This is a genomic window from Alcanivorax sp. 1008, from assembly GCF_020667895.1.
In the GTDB taxonomy this organism is placed as follows: Bacteria; Pseudomonadota; Gammaproteobacteria; order Pseudomonadales; family Alcanivoracaceae; genus PGZG01.
Window position 1 is genome coordinate 421472 of the sequence record NZ_JAFMPS010000002.1, and the last position, 19211, is coordinate 440682.

18 protein-coding genes are annotated in these 19211 nt (G+C 54.7%); 5 read left to right on the forward strand and 13 right to left on the reverse strand.

Translation table 11 applies throughout. The features are described 5' to 3' along the window. Positions 1-122 precede the first annotated feature (122 nt). Positions 123-821, forward strand: a complete 699-nt coding sequence (locus J1C54_RS04860; protein ID WP_229145370.1) for a YebC/PmpR family DNA-binding transcriptional regulator — start codon at positions 123-125, stop codon at positions 819-821. Here the strand turns inward: J1C54_RS04860 and J1C54_RS04865 are convergent, their stop codons facing one another. Beyond that, positions 822-3167, reverse strand: coding sequence for a hybrid sensor histidine kinase/response regulator (locus J1C54_RS04865; protein ID WP_229145375.1), 2346 nt, complete (start codon positions 3165-3167; stop codon positions 822-824). A 160-nt stretch (positions 3168-3327) separates the two neighbouring features. On the opposite strand from J1C54_RS04865, the gene J1C54_RS04870 reads away from it, so the two are divergent. The 3 genes from J1C54_RS04870 (at position 3328) to J1C54_RS04880 (ending at position 5973) form a co-directional block, all read left to right on the forward strand. Continuing rightward, positions 3328-4137, forward strand: a complete 810-nt coding sequence (locus J1C54_RS04870) for an SDR family oxidoreductase (RefSeq protein WP_229145383.1) — start codon at positions 3328-3330, stop codon at positions 4135-4137. Positions 4138-4194: 57 nt separating this feature from the next. Beyond that, positions 4195-5568 carry a wax ester/triacylglycerol synthase family O-acyltransferase gene (locus J1C54_RS04875; RefSeq protein ID WP_229145385.1) on the forward strand — a complete coding sequence of 458 codons (1374 nt, stop codon included), beginning with the start codon at positions 4195-4197 and terminating at the stop codon, positions 5566-5568. Positions 5569-5769: 201 nt separating this feature from the next. Then, the gene (locus J1C54_RS04880; protein ID WP_229145393.1) at positions 5770-5973 is read left to right on the forward strand and encodes a cold-shock protein; all 204 of its coding nucleotides are present in this window, start codon (positions 5770-5772) and stop codon (positions 5971-5973) included. 68 nt (positions 5974-6041) lie between these two features. On the opposite strand, the gene J1C54_RS04885 is transcribed toward J1C54_RS04880, so the two are convergent. Both J1C54_RS04885 and J1C54_RS04890 read right to left on the reverse strand, forming a co-directional pair. Next, positions 6042-7082 (reverse strand): metal-dependent hydrolase, encoded by a 1041-nt coding sequence (locus tag J1C54_RS04885; RefSeq protein ID WP_229145398.1) that lies wholly within the window; start codon positions 7080-7082, stop codon positions 6042-6044. An 18-nt stretch (positions 7083-7100) separates the two neighbouring features. Next, on the reverse strand, positions 7101-7472 hold the full coding sequence (locus tag J1C54_RS04890; protein WP_229145401.1) for a YidH family protein: 372 nt from the start codon (positions 7470-7472) through the stop codon (positions 7101-7103). Between the two features lie 134 nt (positions 7473-7606). Here J1C54_RS04890 and J1C54_RS04895 point away from each other — a divergent pair, with 134 nt between their 5' ends. Next, positions 7607-7984, forward strand: a complete 378-nt coding sequence (locus J1C54_RS04895; protein ID WP_229145408.1) for a HopJ type III effector protein — start codon at positions 7607-7609, stop codon at positions 7982-7984. Here J1C54_RS04895 and J1C54_RS04900 read toward each other — a convergent pair. The 10 genes from J1C54_RS04900 to J1C54_RS04945 form a co-directional block, all read right to left on the reverse strand. Next, positions 7962-8300 carry a lipid asymmetry maintenance protein MlaB gene (locus J1C54_RS04900; protein WP_229145411.1) on the reverse strand — a complete coding sequence of 113 codons (339 nt, stop codon included), beginning with the start codon at positions 8298-8300 and terminating at the stop codon, positions 7962-7964. The two genes, J1C54_RS04895 and J1C54_RS04900, sit on opposite strands and share 23 nt — an antisense overlap. A 2-nt stretch (positions 8301-8302) precedes the next feature. After that, positions 8303-8959, reverse strand: coding sequence for a phospholipid-binding protein MlaC (locus J1C54_RS04905; protein WP_229145412.1), 657 nt, complete (start codon positions 8957-8959; stop codon positions 8303-8305). Beyond that, on the reverse strand, positions 8956-9432 hold the full coding sequence (gene mlaD / locus J1C54_RS04910) for an outer membrane lipid asymmetry maintenance protein MlaD (protein ID WP_229145413.1): 477 nt from the start codon (positions 9430-9432) through the stop codon (positions 8956-8958). Before mlaD ends, J1C54_RS04905 begins: the two co-directional genes overlap by 4 nt. Continuing rightward, on the reverse strand, positions 9432-10214 hold the full coding sequence (gene mlaE, locus J1C54_RS04915) for a lipid asymmetry maintenance ABC transporter permease subunit MlaE (protein ID WP_229145414.1): 783 nt from the start codon (positions 10212-10214) through the stop codon (positions 9432-9434). The genes mlaD and mlaE overlap by 1 nt, the downstream gene beginning before the upstream one ends. Continuing rightward, entirely contained in the window at positions 10211-11017 is an 807-nt protein-coding gene (locus tag J1C54_RS04920) for an ATP-binding cassette domain-containing protein (protein WP_229145415.1), read from the reverse strand. The genes mlaE and J1C54_RS04920 overlap by 4 nt, the downstream gene beginning before the upstream one ends. A 47-nt stretch (positions 11018-11064) precedes the next feature. Beyond that, the gene (locus J1C54_RS04925; RefSeq protein WP_229145416.1) at positions 11065-11745 is read right to left on the reverse strand and encodes a SprT family zinc-dependent metalloprotease; all 681 of its coding nucleotides are present in this window, start codon (positions 11743-11745) and stop codon (positions 11065-11067) included. Continuing rightward, a complete protein-coding gene (locus J1C54_RS04930) occupies positions 11732-14821 on the reverse strand; it encodes an efflux RND transporter permease subunit (protein WP_229145417.1) in 3090 nt (1029 codons plus the stop codon). The genes J1C54_RS04925 and J1C54_RS04930 overlap by 14 nt, the downstream gene beginning before the upstream one ends. 3 nt (positions 14822-14824) lie before the next feature. Further along, entirely contained in the window at positions 14825-15913 is a 1089-nt protein-coding gene (locus tag J1C54_RS04935; RefSeq protein WP_229145418.1) for an efflux RND transporter periplasmic adaptor subunit, read from the reverse strand. Between the two features lie 143 nt (positions 15914-16056). Further along, positions 16057-17694, reverse strand: coding sequence for a fatty acid--CoA ligase (locus tag J1C54_RS04940; RefSeq protein ID WP_229145419.1), 1638 nt, complete (start codon positions 17692-17694; stop codon positions 16057-16059). 31 nt (positions 17695-17725) lie between these two features. Further along, entirely contained in the window at positions 17726-19102 is a 1377-nt protein-coding gene (locus tag J1C54_RS04945) for a lyase family protein (protein ID WP_229145420.1), read from the reverse strand. Positions 19103-19211: the final 109 nt, after the last annotated feature.

Below are 19211 nucleotides of genomic sequence, written 5' to 3' on the forward strand. Positions count from 1 at the left end.
TTCGGGCCGCTTTTTCGTTGTGCCCACCGCTTACCGCGCAGATATTCTTGCCGGCAGCCCATCGCGCTATACTCCCGGGCCGGAATTATCTCTATCACCCGATTCAAGCTCAGGAGGCACCGATGGGCGCCCAATGGAAAGTCAAAGGCAAAACCGAGGCCGCCGCAGCCAAAGGCAGACTGTTCACCAAGCTGGCGAAGGAGATCATGGTGGCGGCCCGAAGTGGCGCTGACCCTGAGATGAACGCCCGCTTGCGAATGGCCGTGGAGCAGGCAAAGAAGGCCTCCATGCCCCGCGACACGCTGGAGCGCGCTATCAAGAAAGGTGCCGGCCTGCTGGATGATGCTAGCCAATACGAATTGGTGACCTATGAGGGCTTTGCCCCGCATCAAGTACCGGTAATCGTCGAATGCTTGACGGATAATAAGAACCGCACCGCCCAAAGCATCCGCGTACTGTTTCGCAAAGGCCAGCTTGGCACCTCCGGCTCGGTAGCCTGGGACTTCCAGTATCTCGGTATTATTGAAGCCAGCGCCACTACTGAGGGCGTTGACCCGGATGAAGCGGCTATTGAAGCAGGCGCTCAGGACCTCGAGGTCGGTGACGAAGGGGTGACGTTTTACACCGAGCCAACCGATCTCGACTCTGTTAGCCGGGCATTACCGGATCTTGGCTTCAGCGTACAGTCTGCCAAGCTAGGCTACCTACCGAAAAACCCGGTGCCACTGGAAGGTGAAGCGTTGGCAGAAGTGGAGGCATTTCTTGAGGCCATTGATGCCGACGATGACGTGCAGAATGTGTACGTCGGCCTGTCCGGCTGATCAGTTTATTCTGGAGGCGCTCCGCCAGCGGCTGAGCGTCTCCCCCATCAGCGCCATGGTCAATGGCTTGGCCAGATGATCGTCCATCCCTGACGCCAGACATTTCTCCCGGTGCTCCGCCAGCGCATGGGCAGTCATAGCAATAATCGGTAATGACTGTGCGCCATTTTTCATGCGCCGGATATGTGCCGTTGTCTGGTAACCATCCATGCCGGGCATTTCGCAATCCATCAAAATCAAATCACAACAATCAGGATTTTTCTGTAAAGCAGACAACGCCTCTTCCCCAGAGCCGACAATGTGAGACGATACCTCCAGCTTGGCAAGCATGGCCCCCACCACCATCTGGTTAACCGTATTGTCCTCCACCACCAGAACACGTAAGCCACTCAGGTCAACCTGCTGTTGCTGATGTGCGTCTGCGGCTACGTCACTTAACGGCAACCAGATAGCAAAGCTGAACCGCGTGCCCGCGCCCGGCTTGCTATTTACTTCAATCACTCCCCCCATAAGCTCCACCAGCTGCTTGGAAATCGCCAGTCCAAGCCCGGTACCACCGTAACGTCGTGAAGTTGAACTATCGGCCTGCTGGAAAGAGCTGAACAGCTCGCTTACCTGCTCCGCCGTCATGCCTATGCCCGTATCAATAACCTCAACGCGGATACGCACCTGCCGCTCACTTTTAAGCTCACAGTTTACCGCAAGTGTGACGCTGCCCTGATGGGTAAATTTTATCGCATTGCTAAGCAAATTCAGCAGCACCTGCTTGAGGCGCACCGGGTCACCATTAACACTTTCCGGCAGTTCAGGATCGAACTCCTTACTCATTTGCAGGCCCTTCTGCTCTGCGCTGGCGGACATAATGGTCATACAGTCCTGCAGTACCCGCGACAGGCTCATGCTACGCCGTTCCAGTTGAAGCTTTCCGGCGGCAATTTTCGAGTAATCAAGTACGTCGTTAATTATGCCCAGCAGGCTTTCACCAGCACTGCTAATGGTGCTGACGTAATTTTTCTGGCGACTATCCAGGTCAGTGTCGGCAAGCAGCTCTGTCAAAGCCAGCACCGCATTCATTGGTGTGCGTATTTCATGGCTCATACGAGCAAGAAATTCACCCTTTGCAGCACTTTCCGTTTTGGCGCGAACAATCTGCTGTTCATGCTCTAACGACTCGCGCTTGAGCTCGTTAAGTCGTGCGGCCAAGCCGAACGACAGCATCACCTGCTGCAATACGATACCGATATGCAAACCATGCAAAGTCAACACAATCGGCAGATCCGCTACCAGCCCGTATACGTTAAACGCCAATAGCGCCATCATGGCCAGAAATGTGCCCCAGGCAAGCACGAAGATGCGCGCCTGTCCTCGGCCTTGGTACCAACTGTATATGCCCGTGCTAATTAAAATCAGCACGACAGAGAGAGCCATCACCCCCATGTAGCGGGTAACGGTGCCTGGGGGCAGCAAGATTTGTAACGCGAGCAATGCTGATGAAGCCACAACAGTGATTTTCAGTAGTCGATCAAGCCCGGTCCACTTTGCTGTTTCCAGAAAATCCCGGGCAAATAGAATGCCCGAAATCAGCGATATATAACCAATTACATAAGGAAAGCTGTCTGGCTGACGCTCGGCAAAGGGCCAATACTTCTGACTAATGCCTTGCAACGTAGAAACATAGGCAAGGCTTGCACCAACGTGTACCACGTAAAATCGATAGATACGCTCTCGGGCAAAAATCCATAGCACCAGATGGTAACAAAACAAGCCAAAGCCGATGCCGTAAAACACACCAACCAGCCAATCATTGTTGACGTGGTGTTCAAGGAAAGCATAGTGACTGGACACAGTCATAGGTAACGACATGGAGCTGGTGGTCTTTACCCGAATCCAGTATTCGTTATCACTGCCCGGTAGCAGACGTATAGATACAGCGGGATTACGCAAGTTGAGCGGCAGTTGACGGTCCGGTGACAAATCACCCAGTACCCAGTGGCGCGCCTCACCCATATCCGGTCCGTAAAGATCAAGATAGTCGAGTAGTGCGTAATCAATAAGCAGCAGTGCTTCCTGAACGATGGCCGAGCTGTTACGCAATTGAAAGCGGAACCAGCACGCATCGCTGCGGTAGCCAAAAGTAATCTGGGCTTTATGCAAAGGGAGGAACTGTGCAACTTGCGCATCGGCCAGGGTGCTGTCGCCAGTCTTGTCGCACCAATACAGCACATGAGGGGCCAATATCTCACGGTCCAGCGATGGACCTACCTCTATGGCCGCAGAAGCGAACAACGACCAACCACACAGCAGCAATAGCCAGTAGCGGTATACAGACATGGGTCGATACTTCATCCCTGATTCCATCATGATCTCTTGTTGTTCTCAGCAGTATCCCCTGCTGGCAGAATACCCCTAGCATGGGCAGACGCCAATTGGCCCATGCAGGACGTCGCCATCACGCGCCATTCCGGCTAAGCTCCATTTTTCCCACAAACAAATACTGAGCCCCAGCATGCCCTATTTTTCCGGACTGAGAATACTTATCACTGGCGCCGGCTCTGGCATCGGCGCACTGATGGCTGAAAAGCTTGCCCACGAAGGCGCCGAAGTGATCGTCACCGCACGCCGTAAAGAAGCCGCCAGCGAGGTTTGTGAAAGAATCCGCCGTCACGGTGGTACAGCACACCCCATGGTGCTGGATGTCAGCAAGCTCGGCACCTTCAATGCCTTCCGCGAGCGCCTGCACAAGGCCCACGGGCCGGTAGATGTGCTGATCAACAATGCCGGGGTCGTGTTCGGCGGTGAGTTCGAGAAGGTCGACCTGAAGGACCACCTGAACACCTTCCAGATCAATGCCACCGGCCTGATGGCCCTGACCCACGCCTTTTTCGATGACCTTATCCAGAGTCCACGCGGCCATCTGGTCAATATCGCCAGTGCCAGCTCCTATGTTGGCCTGCCCTATGGCAGCACCTACGCGGCGAGCAAGTGGGCGGTGCTGGGCTTCTCCGAGTCCCTCAGACTGGAGCTGAAAGAGCGCGGACTAGACAATGTCAGCGTCACCACGGTGTGCCCGAGCTATATTGATACCGGCATGTTTGACGGCGTGAAGTCACCGCTGCTATCGCCGATGCTATCGCCAGAAAAGGTCGTCCGTGCCATTCTTGATGGCATGCGCCAACGGGAGCCTCTGGTGCAGGCACCCATGATCGTCAAGCATATTGACCTGATGAAGGGCACTCTGCCGATGCCGGTTTGGGATTTCCTTGCCAAGGCTACCGGCATGTCCACATCAATGAAAAAGTGGCGCGGTAAACATTAAGTTTCCCACTCCAGCAGCGGTTGGCTACGGAAGACAGATATAACAGGAGAAAGTGTAGTGAAGGCTCTTGGCCCGGTTGATCAGTTATTCCTTTTTCTCGAACGGCGCCAACAGCCTATGCATGTGGCCGGCCTGCAATTGTTCTCCTACCCGGAGGATGCAGGCCCCAAATACGTCAGTGAGCTGGCCGCACAGATGCGCGATTATTGCTGTCCGGTGGCGCCATTTAACCAGCGTCTGGCAAGCCGCTTTGGCCAGCCCATGTGGACCGAGGACAAACAGTTCGATATCGACGCTCACTTCCGTCACGAAGCACTACCCAAGCCAGGTCGTATTCGCGAGCTGCTTGCACTGGTATCAGCCGAGCATTCCAACCTGCTCGATCGCGAGCGGCCGCTATGGGAGGCGCATCTGATCGAGGGTATCCGCGGTCGCCGGTTTGCCATGTATACCAAGATTCATCACTCGCTGGTGGATGGCATCTCGGCCATGCGTCTTGGTATGCGCGCGCTGTCGCCAGACCCGGAGGTTCGTGATCTGGCGCCGGTCTGGGCTACGCCGCCGCGCAAGCGTCGGCCAGGCATGCCCAGCAATCCGGTCGAAGCGGTCAGCGGCCTGGCCCAACTGACCGCCGGATTATCCAAGCAGGTGGCCACCGTTCCGGCGCTGGCTCGGGAGGTGTACAAGGTAAGCCAGAAGGCCAAGAACGATCCCGACTATGTATCTATCTTTCAGGCGCCCCAGTGCATGCTCAATGAGCGGATTACCGGCAGCCGCCGTTTTGCTGCCCAGTCCTACTCCATGGCTCGGATCAAGAAAATCGGCAACGCATTTGGCTGCACACTTAATGACATCGTACTGGCAATCTGCGGTAGCGCCCTGCGCGACTATCTGATTTCACAAAATGCCCTGCCGAACCAACCCTTGATTGCCATGGTGCCCGTATCACTGCGTCAGGATGACAGCGCCGAAGGAAATCAGATTGCCACTATTCTCGCCAATCTGGGCACCCATATCGCTGACCCGGCCAATCGTCTGCGAGTCATCAAGGCGTCCGTGGAAGAGGCAAAGTGTCGCTATCGGCAAATGAGCCCGGCAGAAATCCTCAACTTTACCGCCCTGATGCTGGCTCCGACGGGCATCAACCTGCTGACGGGTATGGCGCCAAAGCTGCAAGCATTTAACGTGATTATTTCCAACGTGCCCGGGCCGAAAGAACCACTGTACTGGAATGGTGCAAAACTTGAAGGCATGTACCCGGTCTCCATCGCGCTGGATCGGATTGCGCTGAATATTACCCTGACCAGTTATGTGGACCAGCTTGAGTTCGGATTGATTGGCTGCCGCCGCACATTGCCATCCATGCAGCGACTGCTGGATTATCTGGAGAATGGCATTCATGAGCTCGAGGTCGCTGCCGGGATACGCTGACTGCCACTGACTTTGCCGGGGTTGACGGGACCTTCACGGAGCCGGCAAAAAAAGTGGCGCAGGAAAAAAAACTGCCGTAGAGTCAAAGATGCTGCGGCTTGAGCAGCGGTGGTTCAGGTAGTTTCCCCCCGCGCAGTCCTCCCGTCCTGTCAGCACTAAACGTCATCGATATCGATATCGGAACACTCGAGGTAAGTAACAATGGCAACTGGTACTGTGAAATGGTTTAACGAATCCAAAGGGTTTGGCTTCATCACCCAGGACGAGGGCGGTGCGGACGTATTCGTACATTTCAGCGCCATTCAGGGCAACGGCTTCAAGACTCTGGCAGAAGGGCAGCAGGTGTCATACGACATCCAGCAGGGCCCGAAAGGCCCGCAAGCCGCAAACGTCAACAAGGTCTGATCAACTTTGGCTGACAAAAAGGCCCCGCCTCGGCGGGGCTTTTTTTGCTGAAATTCCTGAGTCAGGGCTCAGTCGAATGGTTCGGTAGCAGGCATCATCGCGCGATGCAGTGGCGGTGTATTGGCATCAAATAGCCGCAAGCCCAACCACCGAAAGCCCTCGCCGATATCCACCCGCGAAGGACGGGAAACGGGCGCCATTGGCTGCACGCCTGTTGAGTCATGCCTGGCCACGGCAAAACTAAATACATAGTCCGGTTGCTGGCCCATGCGCAGATCAGTAATACGCACTTCGCCGTCATGCTCACTCATGGCAAAGAACCCTTTGCTAAACCAGCCTATTCGGGCGGTCTCCCAGCTTCCTTGCAACGCCTCAAACCAATATATGCGGCGGGAGAAGTACTCAAACTGTATTGGCCTGTCGCCATCCAGCAGCGAGTAGAAACCTTCCCCATAACCCTCCGGGGTAATCACTAGTACTCGCCATATCAAAGTATTGAACGGTGTCGGTGTAACGAGCTTCTGCCGCACTTCAACATCACTGGCTGCGATGGACTTCTCGGCCATCGCGGTCACATGCTGTTGAGCTAGCACGGTCCAGCACAGGTAGAGGGTGCTGATAATCAGGCCATTCCTGTTCGCATTCAGACCGCGCCGGCCACGCCACCTGATTGCCCAGAACAGGCCGCACAGCAATGGCACGGTGTACAGCGGGTCGATGATAAAGATGCTAGCCACACCCAGCGGAGTATCACTAAACGGTAACAGCAGCTGGGTACCATAAACGGTCATGGCATCGAGCAAAGTGTGGCTGATCAGGATCAGCCAGATGTTCAGCCACCAAATCCGGAAGCTGTCGGCCATGCCGCTCCATTTGGTACAGAACCAGGCAGCCAGCGGCGAAAACAGGGTCAACCAGAACAGGGCGTGGCTTTCGGCGCGATGAAAAGTCATGTTGCGAATCGGGTCACCATAATCAATGACCACGTCGAGATCCGGCAAAGTGCCGAAGGCAGCACCAATCACAGCAGCCTTCCACACCGGCATCCGTCGGCCAACCACCGCCACCGATACGGCGGCACCAAGCGCCATCTGTGATACAGAATCCATTGCCCTGCCTGAGTGAGTTTAGAGAGCGGTAAGCAGCAGCCAGCCAGCTAACAGGGTGCCGAGCAGTGCTACTACCAGATTCACCAGCATGGCCCAGTCAGTTCGATAGCCCCGCGGAATCTCTTCAGCATTCAGGGTGCGCAACACCACCCGGTGCTGCAACGTCGATAACACCGATACCAGTGATCCGAGCAGGATAAACAGCACCCCGAGCCATAGCGTGAAGGCTGGACTCAGACCGCCGGGACTGTTCGGCAACAAAAGCGCCACCAGCATACCGGCCCGTTCGATAACAAAACCGAAGGCGATCAATGCCAGGCCGGTACGATTCCACGCCAGCAGAGTACGCTCCGCAGCAAAGAACACTCTAGGGTCAAACAGGCTCGACATTCACTTTCCTCCCGGTGGATTAGGGCAAGACCATATTGCTAGCCCGTCAGGCCCGGTCAATGCTACCAGACTGGTTGACGGTGCCGGCCTTATGGCCTCTACTTTCCCACCGAACCCGCCATCCGGAGGCACTTGTGAACTCACTGGAAACCCTGCTGCAACGCATCCAACAGTCACCGGCGACCATCGCTTTTGACGAGGTCATTGCGGCGATCAGCGAGCATTACGATTACACCCCTACGGGTTTTCATAATGGCCTTGGTGACGATGCGCTATGGAATGAGGCCGGCACCAACGCTGGGTCCTGCAGGATCTTTGCGTTCGCTCAGCTACATCAGCTGGATGAGGACAGCACGCTGGCTTGCTTCGGTAGCTACTATCGTGATGATGTGCTGCGCTTTCCTGACGGCACCGACCACGGCAACATCCGCCGTTTTATGCGTGATGGCTGGAAAGGGATACGCTTTGCAGGCAACGCTTTGAAACCGGCTACTTCTGATCCTGCTGACTAAACAATCCCGACAGCCCACCCACTTCAGCCATTGCCAACATGTCAGCCGGAACATTGCATAAACTGAGTGTGCCACCCGCATGATTGGCAATTCGCATCCACCCCAGCATTAAAGCAATGCCAACGCTGCTACTGTACTCAACCTCTGCAAGATCGACCATGCAGTCCACCGGCATATTGCTATTAAGCCAGTCGGATACCTGATTATTCAGGGCAATTACCGAATCAAAGTTCAACGAACCAGAAAGATAAATCGTATCGTCCTGGTAGCGCGCCGCTGCTGACGGCAATGACTCTATAGATGCGTTTGCCGACATTATTATTGGCCCCAGTCATCAATGGTCTTATCCAGATCACCGCCAGCCTTTTCTACTTCGCTGGCGAACTGAGTGCGATATATCTGGCCAAGGTTGGCGCCATCAACAGTAAGATTGGTGACCTTCCAAAGATCCGGCCGCATTTCTCGCATGGTGTACTGAACCAGGTAGACCTTACCGGTATTGCTGTAGATTTCTTGATTAATGATGGCGCGATGTGGGGCGGCATCACTGCCCGGCGCTATGGACAGGGTGATCTTCTCTCCTTTAAATGACAGCACCGCATCCGAATAGGTGATAATCAAAATACGTTCAAGCTTGTCTCCAAAGCGTTCAATGCGCTGATTAAACTGGTTGCGCTCAGCATCAGTTTTCAAGGCATTATATTGCCGAGCACTGGCATAAGTTGCCATCACACCTCGGGCGAAGCCTTCAAAGTCCATCACTTCATTTAGTACATCACTGACTTGGCTGTAATAGCGATCCGGTTCTTTATCAATATAGCTGCGCGCCTGTGTAGATAGCTCGAGAATACGATTGGTGGCTGACTCCGCGGTCTTCAGGGCAATGCTGCTATCTGCCCGAGTCAGGGAGGGCAGTAGAAGTGCCATTATGGAAAATAAAATAGCGTAGAAATAATTGCAGCTCGCCGTACTCATTTCCCTTCTGCCTTTTTATCAAATAAATTGCTTAACACCGTGCCGATAATATCCTCTAGGACAAAGGCAGACTGGGTATCAAAGATCTCCCCACCATCAGCAAGTATTTCTTCACTTCCTCCCACGGCAATGCTTATATATTTTTCCCCCAACACCCCCGCGGTTTTAATCGACGCGATGCTATCGTCAGTAATGTAATTGACCCCTTTATCTATCTCCATTTCAACGCGAGCACGAACGCTGACTGGGTCCAGCTCGATGCTGGTAACGCGGCCCACCAATACACCACCAATAGTCACCTTGCCGCGCTCCGTGAGCCCGGACACATTGTTGAAGTGGGCCACCAGCTGATAGCTCTCTGCGCTATTACCACGCAAAGAAAGCCCACTAACCTGGAAGGACAGGTAAATCAGGGCAAGAATGCCCGCAAGCATAAATGCGCCAACCATGATTTCGATGTTGCGGTTTTGCATCAGTCCACTCCAAACATGACGGCAGTCAGCAGAAAATCCAGCGCCAGCACCGCCAAAGATGAATACACCACGGTACGGGTTGTTGCGGTGGCAATGCCGGCCGAGGTTGGCGTTACTTCATAACCCTGGTAGACCGCGATCCAGCTAATCACTGCACCAAAAACAGCTGACTTGATTACACCATTGAGTACATCTTCGCGAAATTCCACCACATTTTGCATATTCGACCAGAACGACCCGGCATCCACTCCAAGCCAGTGCACGCCAACCATGACTGCACCCCAGATGGCTACCACATTAAAAATCTGCGCCAGCACGGGCATCGCCAACATACCGGCCAACAAACGCGGCCGAACTACTCTTCGTAGCGGATCAACGCCGATCATTTCCATGGCGGCAAGTTGCTCGGTGGCTTTCATCAGGCCAATCTCGGCAGTCATTGCTGATCCCGCCCTGCCAGCAAATAGTAACGCCGCTACCACCGGGCCCAGCTCACGCAGCAGGGATAGTGCCACCAGTTGTCCCAGTGCCTGGGAGGCACCGAATTTCACCAGTACGGTGTAGCCCTGTAAGGCCAGCACCATGCCAATGAACGCACCGGATACAACAATGATTACCAGGGAATAAACACCAACAAAATAGATCTGACGCATCAACAGGCCAGGGCCATGACGCCAGTCCGGCACCCCTGAAAGGGCCTGCCACCAGAGCAAGGTTGCCCTGCCAAGCACTCGCAGCAATTCAAGCCCGGTGGCACCAAGACGCTGCAGCCAGGTCATCATTGGCGAGGCTCCAAACCGAGATCCTGATAATAATCCACGGCCGGATACTGAAAAGGTACCGGACCATCCGGCAGGCCCTGAATAAACTGCCGAACCCTTTCGTCATCACTGTTCATTACCGCTTCTGTTGGCCCCTGACCGCGGATCTTGCCGTCCGCAATCACGTGCATGTAATCAGCGATGGCGGCGGTTTCCGTAACATCATGGGAGACAATAATCGTGGTGACTCCCAGAGCCCTATTCAATCGGGCAATTAATGTAGCCAGCATGCCCATAGAGATCGGGTCCTGACCGGCGAATGGTTCGTCATAGATAATCAGGTCGGGATCAAGAATGATGGCCCGTGCCAAAGCTGCGCGACGGGCCATGCCGCCAGACAATTCCGCGGGCATCAGGTCTCTGGCTCCACGCAGGCCTACAGCATCAAGTTTCATTAACACCAGATCGCGAATCATGCTTTCCGGCAACCGGGTATGCATGCGTAATGGGAAGGCGACGTTGTCGTAGACGGATAGATCGGTAAACAGAGCACCCGCTTGAAACAGCATGCCCATACGGCGACGCAGGCGAAACAAGTCGCCACGCCCTAACTCGCTAACTTCCTTGCCATCCACCAGCACTTGGCCCGAGGTGGCTTTCAACTGGCCGCCGATCAGACGTAGCAAGGTGGTCTTGCCGCAACCGCTAGGGCCCATAATGGCGGTAACACTGCCGCGCGGAATATCCAGGTTAATATCGCTAAACAACGTGCGCTCGCCGCGGCGCAGGCTCACATTACGAATTTCGATCAGGTTCTCGGTCATAGTGCCCTTACATTAACTTGAATCCATACCTGAAAGCACTGACCGCCTCAGCGTAATGGCATCTCGTTCAGCTCCCGCTTTCTGCGCCGCCAGTCGGGCAGACATTGCGACATCAGGGCCTGGAACGCGGGCCCATGGTTCATGTGCTCAAGATGACACAGTTCATGGATGACCACGTACTCAATACTGTGCAGCGGCGTCTTTATCAGTTCCAGATTAAGGTTGATATAGCCAAGGCTGGAGAGGCTACCCCAGCGGCTCTTCATTGAGCGGATCCTCAACTGTGGCCGGATATGGCCGCGAACCGCAAAGAAAGGGAAGTGGTGATCAATTAACCGATTGAAGACGCCATCGGCCTGCTGGCGATACCAGCGTTCCAGCTGCCTGGCAATCCGCTCCGGGTTATCCGGCTCTGGCGCCAGCAGGCAGAGGCTGCCCTGCTGCAGCGCAGTCGCCGGCCGGGCCGCGCGGGCCAGAGACAGCGGATAGTGTTGGCCGAGAAACAGATGCTCCTCACCATGACGGTACTGCAAAGGGATTCGCGGCGGACGTAGCTGCTGCCCCCTCAGACGGGCTTGCAGCCAAGCGGACTTACTGGCGATAAAATCCTCAACCTCGCGTGCACTGGCCCGTAGCGGCACTCGAACTTCTATGCGGCTATCGGGATACAAGCGCAGCTCAAGCGAGCGACGTCGGCTGCGTATTACTGTGTAATCAGTGGTCTTCACCTGTGGGCAGCTCCCGATGCAGTCGCTCGGCAATGGCATTGGCCGATGATGCATAACCAGCTAGCCAGTTGTACAGCAGCGGGATGATGAACAAAGTCAGCACAGTGGCAAACAGCAAGCCGCCTATAATCACAATGCCGATGGATATACGGCTTTCTGCACCAGCTCCCACGGCCATAACCAGTGGCAAGGCGCCAAAAATGGTCGATATGCCGGTCATTAAAACTGGCCGGAAGCGCACCGTGGCCCCTTCAACAATTGCCTGGCTGACGGTACGGCCCTGATCGCGCAACTGATTGGCGAACTCGACAATGAGAATACCGTTCTTCGCCATAAGGCCCACCAGCATAATCATGCCAATTTGACTGTACACGTTTATTGAGTTGCCACTAAGCCGGATAGCGATTACGGCGCCAGCAATGGCGAGGGGTACGGTGAGCATGATAATCAAAGGATGAATCCAGCTTTCAAACTGTGCGGCGAGAACCAGAAATACAATAACGACTGCCAACAGGAAAGTAATATAGATGGCCGCCGAGGCAGATTGAAATTCCTCCGCCATACCTTTGTAACTGACCCTCGCTTCTGCTGGCAGAGTCTGCCGAGCAGTATCTTCGATAAAACGAATTGCTGAGCCCAAATCATAGCCAGGCATCATTGATGCGGACAGGGTAACCGACGGCAGTCGCCCTACTCGGCGCAGTTCAGGTGAAGCGCCCTGCTGGTGAAGATCAATGATACTGGACAAAGCCACCAACCCTCCGCCGTCAGCGCGCAAATAGATATTGTTCAGATCTTCTGGCGAAGCCCGATCAGCGGGAATCGCTTCCAGCATCACATCGTATTCCCGGCCACGGTCCAGATAGGTTGTTGCCACCGACGAGGCCAGCATGGCTTGTAAGGTCTGGCCCACGTCTTCGGCGCTGATACCCAAATCAGCGGCACGATCGCGCAACAGCCTGACATCCAATTGTGGCTGGGTTTCATCATAGTCCGTGGTGGCGCCAAACAAGCCGGGGTTGTCTTCCATTCTGGCCAGCATGGATTCACTCCAGGCAACGGCAGAGGCATAGTCCGGACCGGATACCACTACCTCCAGGGCTTGGCTGAACGCGCTCTGTCCCAGGCCCGGGGGATTGATTGCCACGGCCCGTAGTCCGGGAACCTGAGGTAATTTCTGCAGAACTTCTCTAACGATATCCTGCTGTTTGCGCTGTCGCTCGTCCCAATGCTTCAAACGGACAATGGTAAAGGCATTGGTCACCTGGCCACGAAAACCAACAATCGATAGCACTCTAAGCACTTCACCTTCATCAACCAACGGCAGAATAATTTTTTCAATTTTTGCGGCATGGTGCTGGGTGTAATTCGCCGTCGCACCTTGCGGCGCCGTGGCGGGGACAATAAACACACCCCGGTCTTCTGTCGGTGCCAGTTCACGGGGTATCTGTGCCCAGGCGAATATCGCCAACAGACAGCCGGCCAGAGCTATGGAGAGCACCGGCGCTGGGTGGCTCAAGGTGTAATTCAACGAGCGCTGGTATAGACCGGCCATATTTGCCAGTCGACGATCCAACCAGTTTGCTTCATTTTGATTTCTGTGTGGCCTGAGCCAACGGGAACACAGCATAGGCGCTAATGATAGTGCCACCACACTGGACACCACTACGGCGGCCGCCAGAGTGAATCCAAATTCGGCAAACAGGCGACCAACATCACCACCCATAAATGAGATTGGTACAAACACTGCAATCAAGGTCAGGGTGGTAGCGACAATGGCGAAAGCCACCTGTCGGGCCCCAAGAAATGCCGCAACTAACGGCTTCTCGCCCTCATCCATGCGCCGCTGAATATTCTCCAGCATTACAATCGCATCATCGACCACCAGGCCGATAGCCAAAATCAGAGCAAGCAGAGTAAGCACATTCAAAGAGAAGCCCAACAAAGCCAGCCCGGCAAAGGCGCCAATAATAGATACCGGAATGGTTACCGCCGGAATTAGCGTTGCACGCAGACTGCCAAGGAAAACCCATATCACCAGAATTACCAGGACCACGGAAATGGCCAGGGTAATTAATACTTCCTTGATTGAGGCACGAATAAAAATCGACTCATCATAATTTATGCCAAGACTAATATCCGAGGGCAGTGTTTCCTGAACTCGGGCAATCTCTTCCTGAACCAAATCGGACACCGCAACCGTATTGGCTTTCGATTGCCGAATGATTCCGAGGCCAATCGCCACGTCGCCATTTGCACGAAGCACCGTGTCACGGTTCTCTACCCCCAACTCCACCTTGGCAACATCACCCAGGCGAATAAGGTGGTCACCATCACGACGCACTACCAGTCGCTTGAACTCATCCACGTCAGATAAGCGGCTATCCGCACGGACGGTAAAATCCCGACTGGCAGACTCCACCTTGCCTGCAGGCAGCTCCACATTATTGGCCTGCAGAGTTTGCTGAATATCTGTTACCACCACTCCGTGAGCCGCCATCCGGCGTCGGTCCAGCCAGACACGCATGGCGTAACGACGTTGCCCACCAATGAATACGTCTGCGACACCATCAAGCACCGAAAAACGATCAACCAGATTACGTTCGGCGAAGTCGCTGAGCTCCTCCGGCGCTAATGTGGTGCTAGTCAAGGTAACCCAGATAATGGGACGCGCATCAGCATCCGTTTTGGCAATTACCGGGGATTCCGCGTCTTCTGGCAGGCGCCCTAGAACTCTGGAAATGGCATCACGAACATCGTTGGCCGCCGCATCCACGTCACGGTCAAGATTAAACTCAATGGAGGTACGTGCTGAACCGATACGGCTGCGCGACTCAATTCGCTCAACCCCCTCTACGCCGCTGATCGCAGCCTCAATAATCTGAACGATCTGGGTATCGATAACCTCCGGGGCGGCACCGCGATACTCTACCGACACGGATACCTCCGGAGGATCGATGTCCGGATATTCTCGTACCGGTAGCTTCAACAGACCACTAAGGCCAAAAACCACGATCAATAGAGAAATAACCGTGGCAAATACCGGACGTTTTATTGAGACGTCGGAAATCACCACGACTCAGCCCTCCTGATCGATGAAGGCACCGGCAGACTCGGGCAATAAAGCCCCGGGATCATCAACGACTGTTACAGGGGAGCCACTACCCAGGCGGGTGTGGCCGGTAATAATCACCTGATCGTTTTCGGCAATGCCGCTAGTCACTTCAACCCAGCCTTGCTGCCGGGTGCCAAGCGACAGCTGCCGTCGCTCTGCCTGACCATCCTTTACAACAAATGCAAAGCTGACCACGCCCTGAGTCAATATGGCCTGCTCCGGGATCATTAGTGCTTGATGCTCATCCACCGCCAGAGAGACTTGTAAGAACTGCCCTGGGAGCATTAGCTGCTCGTTGTTATCCAACAGAGCTTTAACCGTAATAGCTCGATTGGTTGGATCAATCCGACTATCAAGATAGGTAAGCTGACCGGAGAATACCTTCTCCGGCCAGGCATCACTGGTTACGGTTAATGACTGGCCGGGGGCCAGTGTTGCCAGATAGCGCTCGGGCACTGTGAACTGCACTTCAAGCTGTTCAGTATTATCCAGAGTGGTTATCAGATCCCCGGCGCGCAGATAGCTGCCCGGATCAATATTGCCGAGACCGATAACACCAGGGAAAGGCGCCCGAATCTGGTGATAGGATAATCTGGCCTCCGCTGCTTGCTGCTGTGCCTGGGCTCCCTGCAAGGCCGCCTTAAGCTGATCGACCTCTGCTTCCGAGATGGCTCGAGTATTTTGCAAACGCTCGGCGCGCTGCGAGGCAGCACGGGCGTCAGCCAAGCTGGCCTCGGCCTGGGCCAATTCCGCCTGAGCGGTTCTATCATCCAGTGACACCAGAAGTTCACCGGTCATCACGCGTGAGCCTTCTTTCATGGCTACCCGCACAACCCGCCCATCTACTTCGCTGGTTACGCTAACAGACTGCAGCGCACGCGCTGTGCCTACCGCTTCCACCCGGCGCTGCAAGGTGGTCAGGCGTGGGGCCTCAACATTGACCGCCTGTGGCGGTCGCTGACGCTGACCAGCTTTCTCGCCACCGAACTGCCAAACCGCAAGAAGCGCCAGTGAAATCAACGCAACCACGGCAACAAAGGCGCCCTGTCTCATAGCTTGATCTCCAGAAATGCTATGGCCAAATTAACAATCTTGCTAAATGACGCCGCTTTATTATGCACCGCGGTTTGTGCAAAAAATGTGAGGAGGGAGAGAAGGCCCGCCACACCAGATCGGTGTGGCGGTCTGGCAAGGTATCAGTCTGCCATTTCGGCACGCATCAGCTTCTTGTCCAGCTTGCCCACGCTGGTGCGCGGCAGGGCGTCAACAAACTTGATTCGATCCGGTACGCCATACTTTGAAATGACGCCCTTATTGGCGTAATCCATGACCAGATCCTTAATGCCCTGGGCTTCCACCTCGGCCCCCGGCTTCTTCACCACCAAAGCCAGAGGACGCTCACCCCACTTTTCATCCGGTACACCAATCACCGCACATTCAGCCACCGCCGGGTGATGCAATACCAGACCTTCCAGATCAATCGAAGACACCCACTCACCACCGGTTTTGATCACGTCCTTGATGCGATCAGCGATTTTCAACCAACCGTCGGCGCTCATGGTGGCAATGTCACCCGTATGCAACCAACCGCCGTGCCACAGATGTTCGGAGTTTTCCTTGTCATTCAGATAACCCTGAGTGAGCCAGGGTGCCCGAGCCACCACTTCGCCTTGGGCTTTTCCATCATGAGGTACGTCGTTCATGTTCTCATCAACAATGCGGATCTGCACCATTGGTACCGGGCGGCCTGTCATGGTGCGGTAAGTCACCTGGGTATCGATATCCGCCTTCTCCAGCTCCGGCGGCAACAGCGCCAGGGTCATCAGCGGGCAAGTCTCACTCATGCCGTAACCGGTGTAGATGTCGATGCCGCGCTCAAGCGCTCCGCGGGCCAAGGCGGGGGGCAATGCGGAGCCGCCAATGATTACCTTCCAGCCATTCAGATCGACGCTCTTGGCTGCTTCGGCGCCAAGCAACATCTGGATAATAGTTGGCACACAATGGGAGAAGGTAACCTTTTCAGTAACCAACAGCTTTAACAATGAGGCCGGCTCATAGCGGCCCGGATAAACCTGCTTCACACCCATCATGGTTGCCATATACGGGATACCCCAGGCGTGCACGTGGAACATAGGCGTGATCGGCATATAGATGTCATTGGCGTTGAACCTGCCATGGCCGCTGCCGCCCAGCGCTGCACGGCCAGCATAGGTATGCAGTACCAGTTGACGATGGCTAAAGTAGACACCCTTAGGCAGTCCGGTGGTGCCGGTAGTATAGAAAGTCGTAGCGCGGGTGTTTTCATCTAGATCCGGGAAGGTGAACTCACTGCTCGCCGCCTTCAGCAGAGCTTCGTATTCACCAGCCAAGTCAATCTGGCTGTCCTGCGGACCGTCATCATCATCCAGCAGCACATATTTCTTTACCGGCTCAATACGATCCTTGATGGCATCAAGGATGGGCAAGAATTCACGATTCACCAGAATTACGTCATCTTTAGCGTGGTTGATGGTGTAAAGGACCTGTTCCGGGGACAACCGCACATTCACTGTATGCAGCACCGCCCCCATCATCGGAATGGCGAAAAAGCACTCCAGGTATCGGTGACTATCCCAATCCATTACCGCCACGGTGTCACCCGGCTTGACTCCGAGATCGGTCAACATAGAGGCCAGACGGCTAACCCGCTCACCCAAGTCACGGTAGGTCATGCGCAGTTTGTCGGCGTAAACGATCTCCTGATCCGGCGCATTTTTCACCCCAGCTTCAAGGATGCTATTGACCAGCAACGGGGAAGAATAGGCTGACGGGGTACGGGTGATGCTCAGGTCCATGATCGCGTCCTCTGTTTGAATTGTTAGTTAGCTAGAAGTCGGTGCCACCGCGAGTGAGTTTGACCGGATCAAGCAGCTTTTCAAGTTGCTCACGGGACAGATCGGTCTTCTCACAGGCCACATCGATCACCGGCCGGCCACTGCTATAGGCTTCTTTGGCGATCTCCGCCGCCAGGTTGTAACCGACCAACGGATTCAGCGCCGTCACCAGTATCGGGTTTTTTTTGATGGATTCGGCCAGATGGTCACTGTTTATCTGAAAGCCGGACATGACTGATTGGTCAAGCATGCCCATGGCGTTCGCCAATATGGCCGTCATACCAAGCAGGTTATCTGCTACCAGCGGCAACATCACGTTAAGCTCGAAATTGCCGCTCTGAGCAGCAATGGCATTGGCCTGATCCAGTCCCATCACCTGAGCGGCCACCATGCACACCGACTCACAAATTACCGGATTAACCTTGCCCGGCATAATAGACGAACCGGGCTGCACCACTGGCAAGACGATTTCCGCCAAACCATGCTGCGGGCCGGAATTCATCCAGCGCAGGTCATTACAGATTTTCATCAGCACCACAGCAAGGCCACGCAACGCCGACGACAATGCCAGTGGTCGATCAATTGCGCCCTGACCGGCAAAGAAAGAATCCAATGGTTGAAAATGCTGGCCCGTTCTTTGGCTCAGGAGCAGGCAAAAGCGCGGCGCAAATTCACGGTGGCAGTTTACCCCCGTACCTACCGCTGTACCGCCCTGGGGAATACTCAGCAAACCATGTACCGCGCCACGCAGCTTTTCTTCGACATAATCGAGCTGCACTGCCCAACCATTCAGTTGTTGGGCAAACGTTATCGGCATGGCATCCATCAAATGGGTGCGACCGGGTTTTACTTCATTTTCAAGTTTCAGGGCACGATGGCGCACAGTGTCACGCAAGGTAATCAGTGCCGGCAGCAGTCGTTCTGTGACTGCCAGGATAGAAGAAAGGTGAATTGCCGTAGGAATGGTATCGTTACTGCTCTGTCCCAGATTAACGTCATCGTTAGCATGAATTGCCACGCCATCACGCTGACAGATATGCGCAATCACTTCGTTGACGTTCATATTACTGGACGTACCTGAACCAGTTTGAAACACATCTACCGGAAACTGGTCTGCGAACTCACCTGCTACAATTCTGGTTGCTGCCCGACTAATTGCCGAAGCTTTCTCGGCGGCAAGCAAACCGAGACCGAGATTCACCTCTGCTGCACAATCCTTAATCAACGCAATAGCTCGGATAAAGGGGTTCGGTAACGGCCTGGAAACGGTGAAGTTATTCACTGCTCGCTGTGTTTGTGCCCCCCATAATGCCTCTGTCGGAACTTGTACCTCACCGAGTGAATCTTTTTCCGTTCGGTAATGGCTCATTAATTATGCTCCGGTTTATCGCGCCTCGACCTTCTCCAAACCGCAACGCTGGCAACGCAAAACCGTCATCAGACGGCCCTGCTTTACGTCAAAGCGCTGCTCCTTGCAT

Bases quoted from the DNA above. Each gene is read 5' to 3' on its own strand.
- J1C54_RS04860 (WP_229145370.1), top strand. From the start codon at position 123: ATGGGCGCCCAATGGAAAGTCAAAGGCAAAACCGAGGCCGCCGCAGCC.
- J1C54_RS04865 (WP_229145375.1), bottom strand. From the start codon at position 3,167: ATGAAGTATCGACCCATGTCTGTATACCGCTACTGGCTATTGCTGCTG.
- J1C54_RS04870 (WP_229145383.1), top strand. From the start codon at position 3,328: ATGCCCTATTTTTCCGGACTGAGAATACTTATCACTGGCGCCGGCTCT.
- J1C54_RS04880 (WP_229145393.1), top strand. From the start codon at position 5,770: ATGGCAACTGGTACTGTGAAATGGTTTAACGAATCCAAAGGGTTTGGC.
- J1C54_RS04885 (WP_229145398.1), bottom strand. From the start codon at position 7,082: ATGGATTCTGTATCACAGATGGCGCTTGGTGCCGCCGTATCGGTGGCG.
- J1C54_RS04890 (WP_229145401.1), bottom strand. From the start codon at position 7,472: ATGTCGAGCCTGTTTGACCCTAGAGTGTTCTTTGCTGCGGAGCGTACT.
- J1C54_RS04900 (WP_229145411.1), bottom strand. From the start codon at position 8,300: ATGTCGGCAAACGCATCTATAGAGTCATTGCCGTCAGCAGCGGCGCGC.
- J1C54_RS04905 (WP_229145412.1), bottom strand. From the start codon at position 8,959: ATGAGTACGGCGAGCTGCAATTATTTCTACGCTATTTTATTTTCCATA.
- mlaD (WP_229145413.1), bottom strand. From the start codon at position 9,432: ATGCAAAACCGCAACATCGAAATCATGGTTGGCGCATTTATGCTTGCG.
- mlaE (WP_229145414.1), bottom strand. From the start codon at position 10,214: ATGATGACCTGGCTGCAGCGTCTTGGTGCCACCGGGCTTGAATTGCTG.
- J1C54_RS04920 (WP_229145415.1), bottom strand. From the start codon at position 11,017: ATGACCGAGAACCTGATCGAAATTCGTAATGTGAGCCTGCGCCGCGGC.
- J1C54_RS04935 (WP_229145418.1), bottom strand. From the start codon at position 15,913: ATGAGACAGGGCGCCTTTGTTGCCGTGGTTGCGTTGATTTCACTGGCG.
- J1C54_RS04940 (WP_229145419.1), bottom strand. From the start codon at position 17,694: ATGGACCTGAGCATCACCCGTACCCCGTCAGCCTATTCTTCCCCGTTG.
- J1C54_RS04945 (WP_229145420.1), bottom strand. From the start codon at position 19,102: ATGAGCCATTACCGAACGGAAAAAGATTCACTCGGTGAGGTACAAGTT.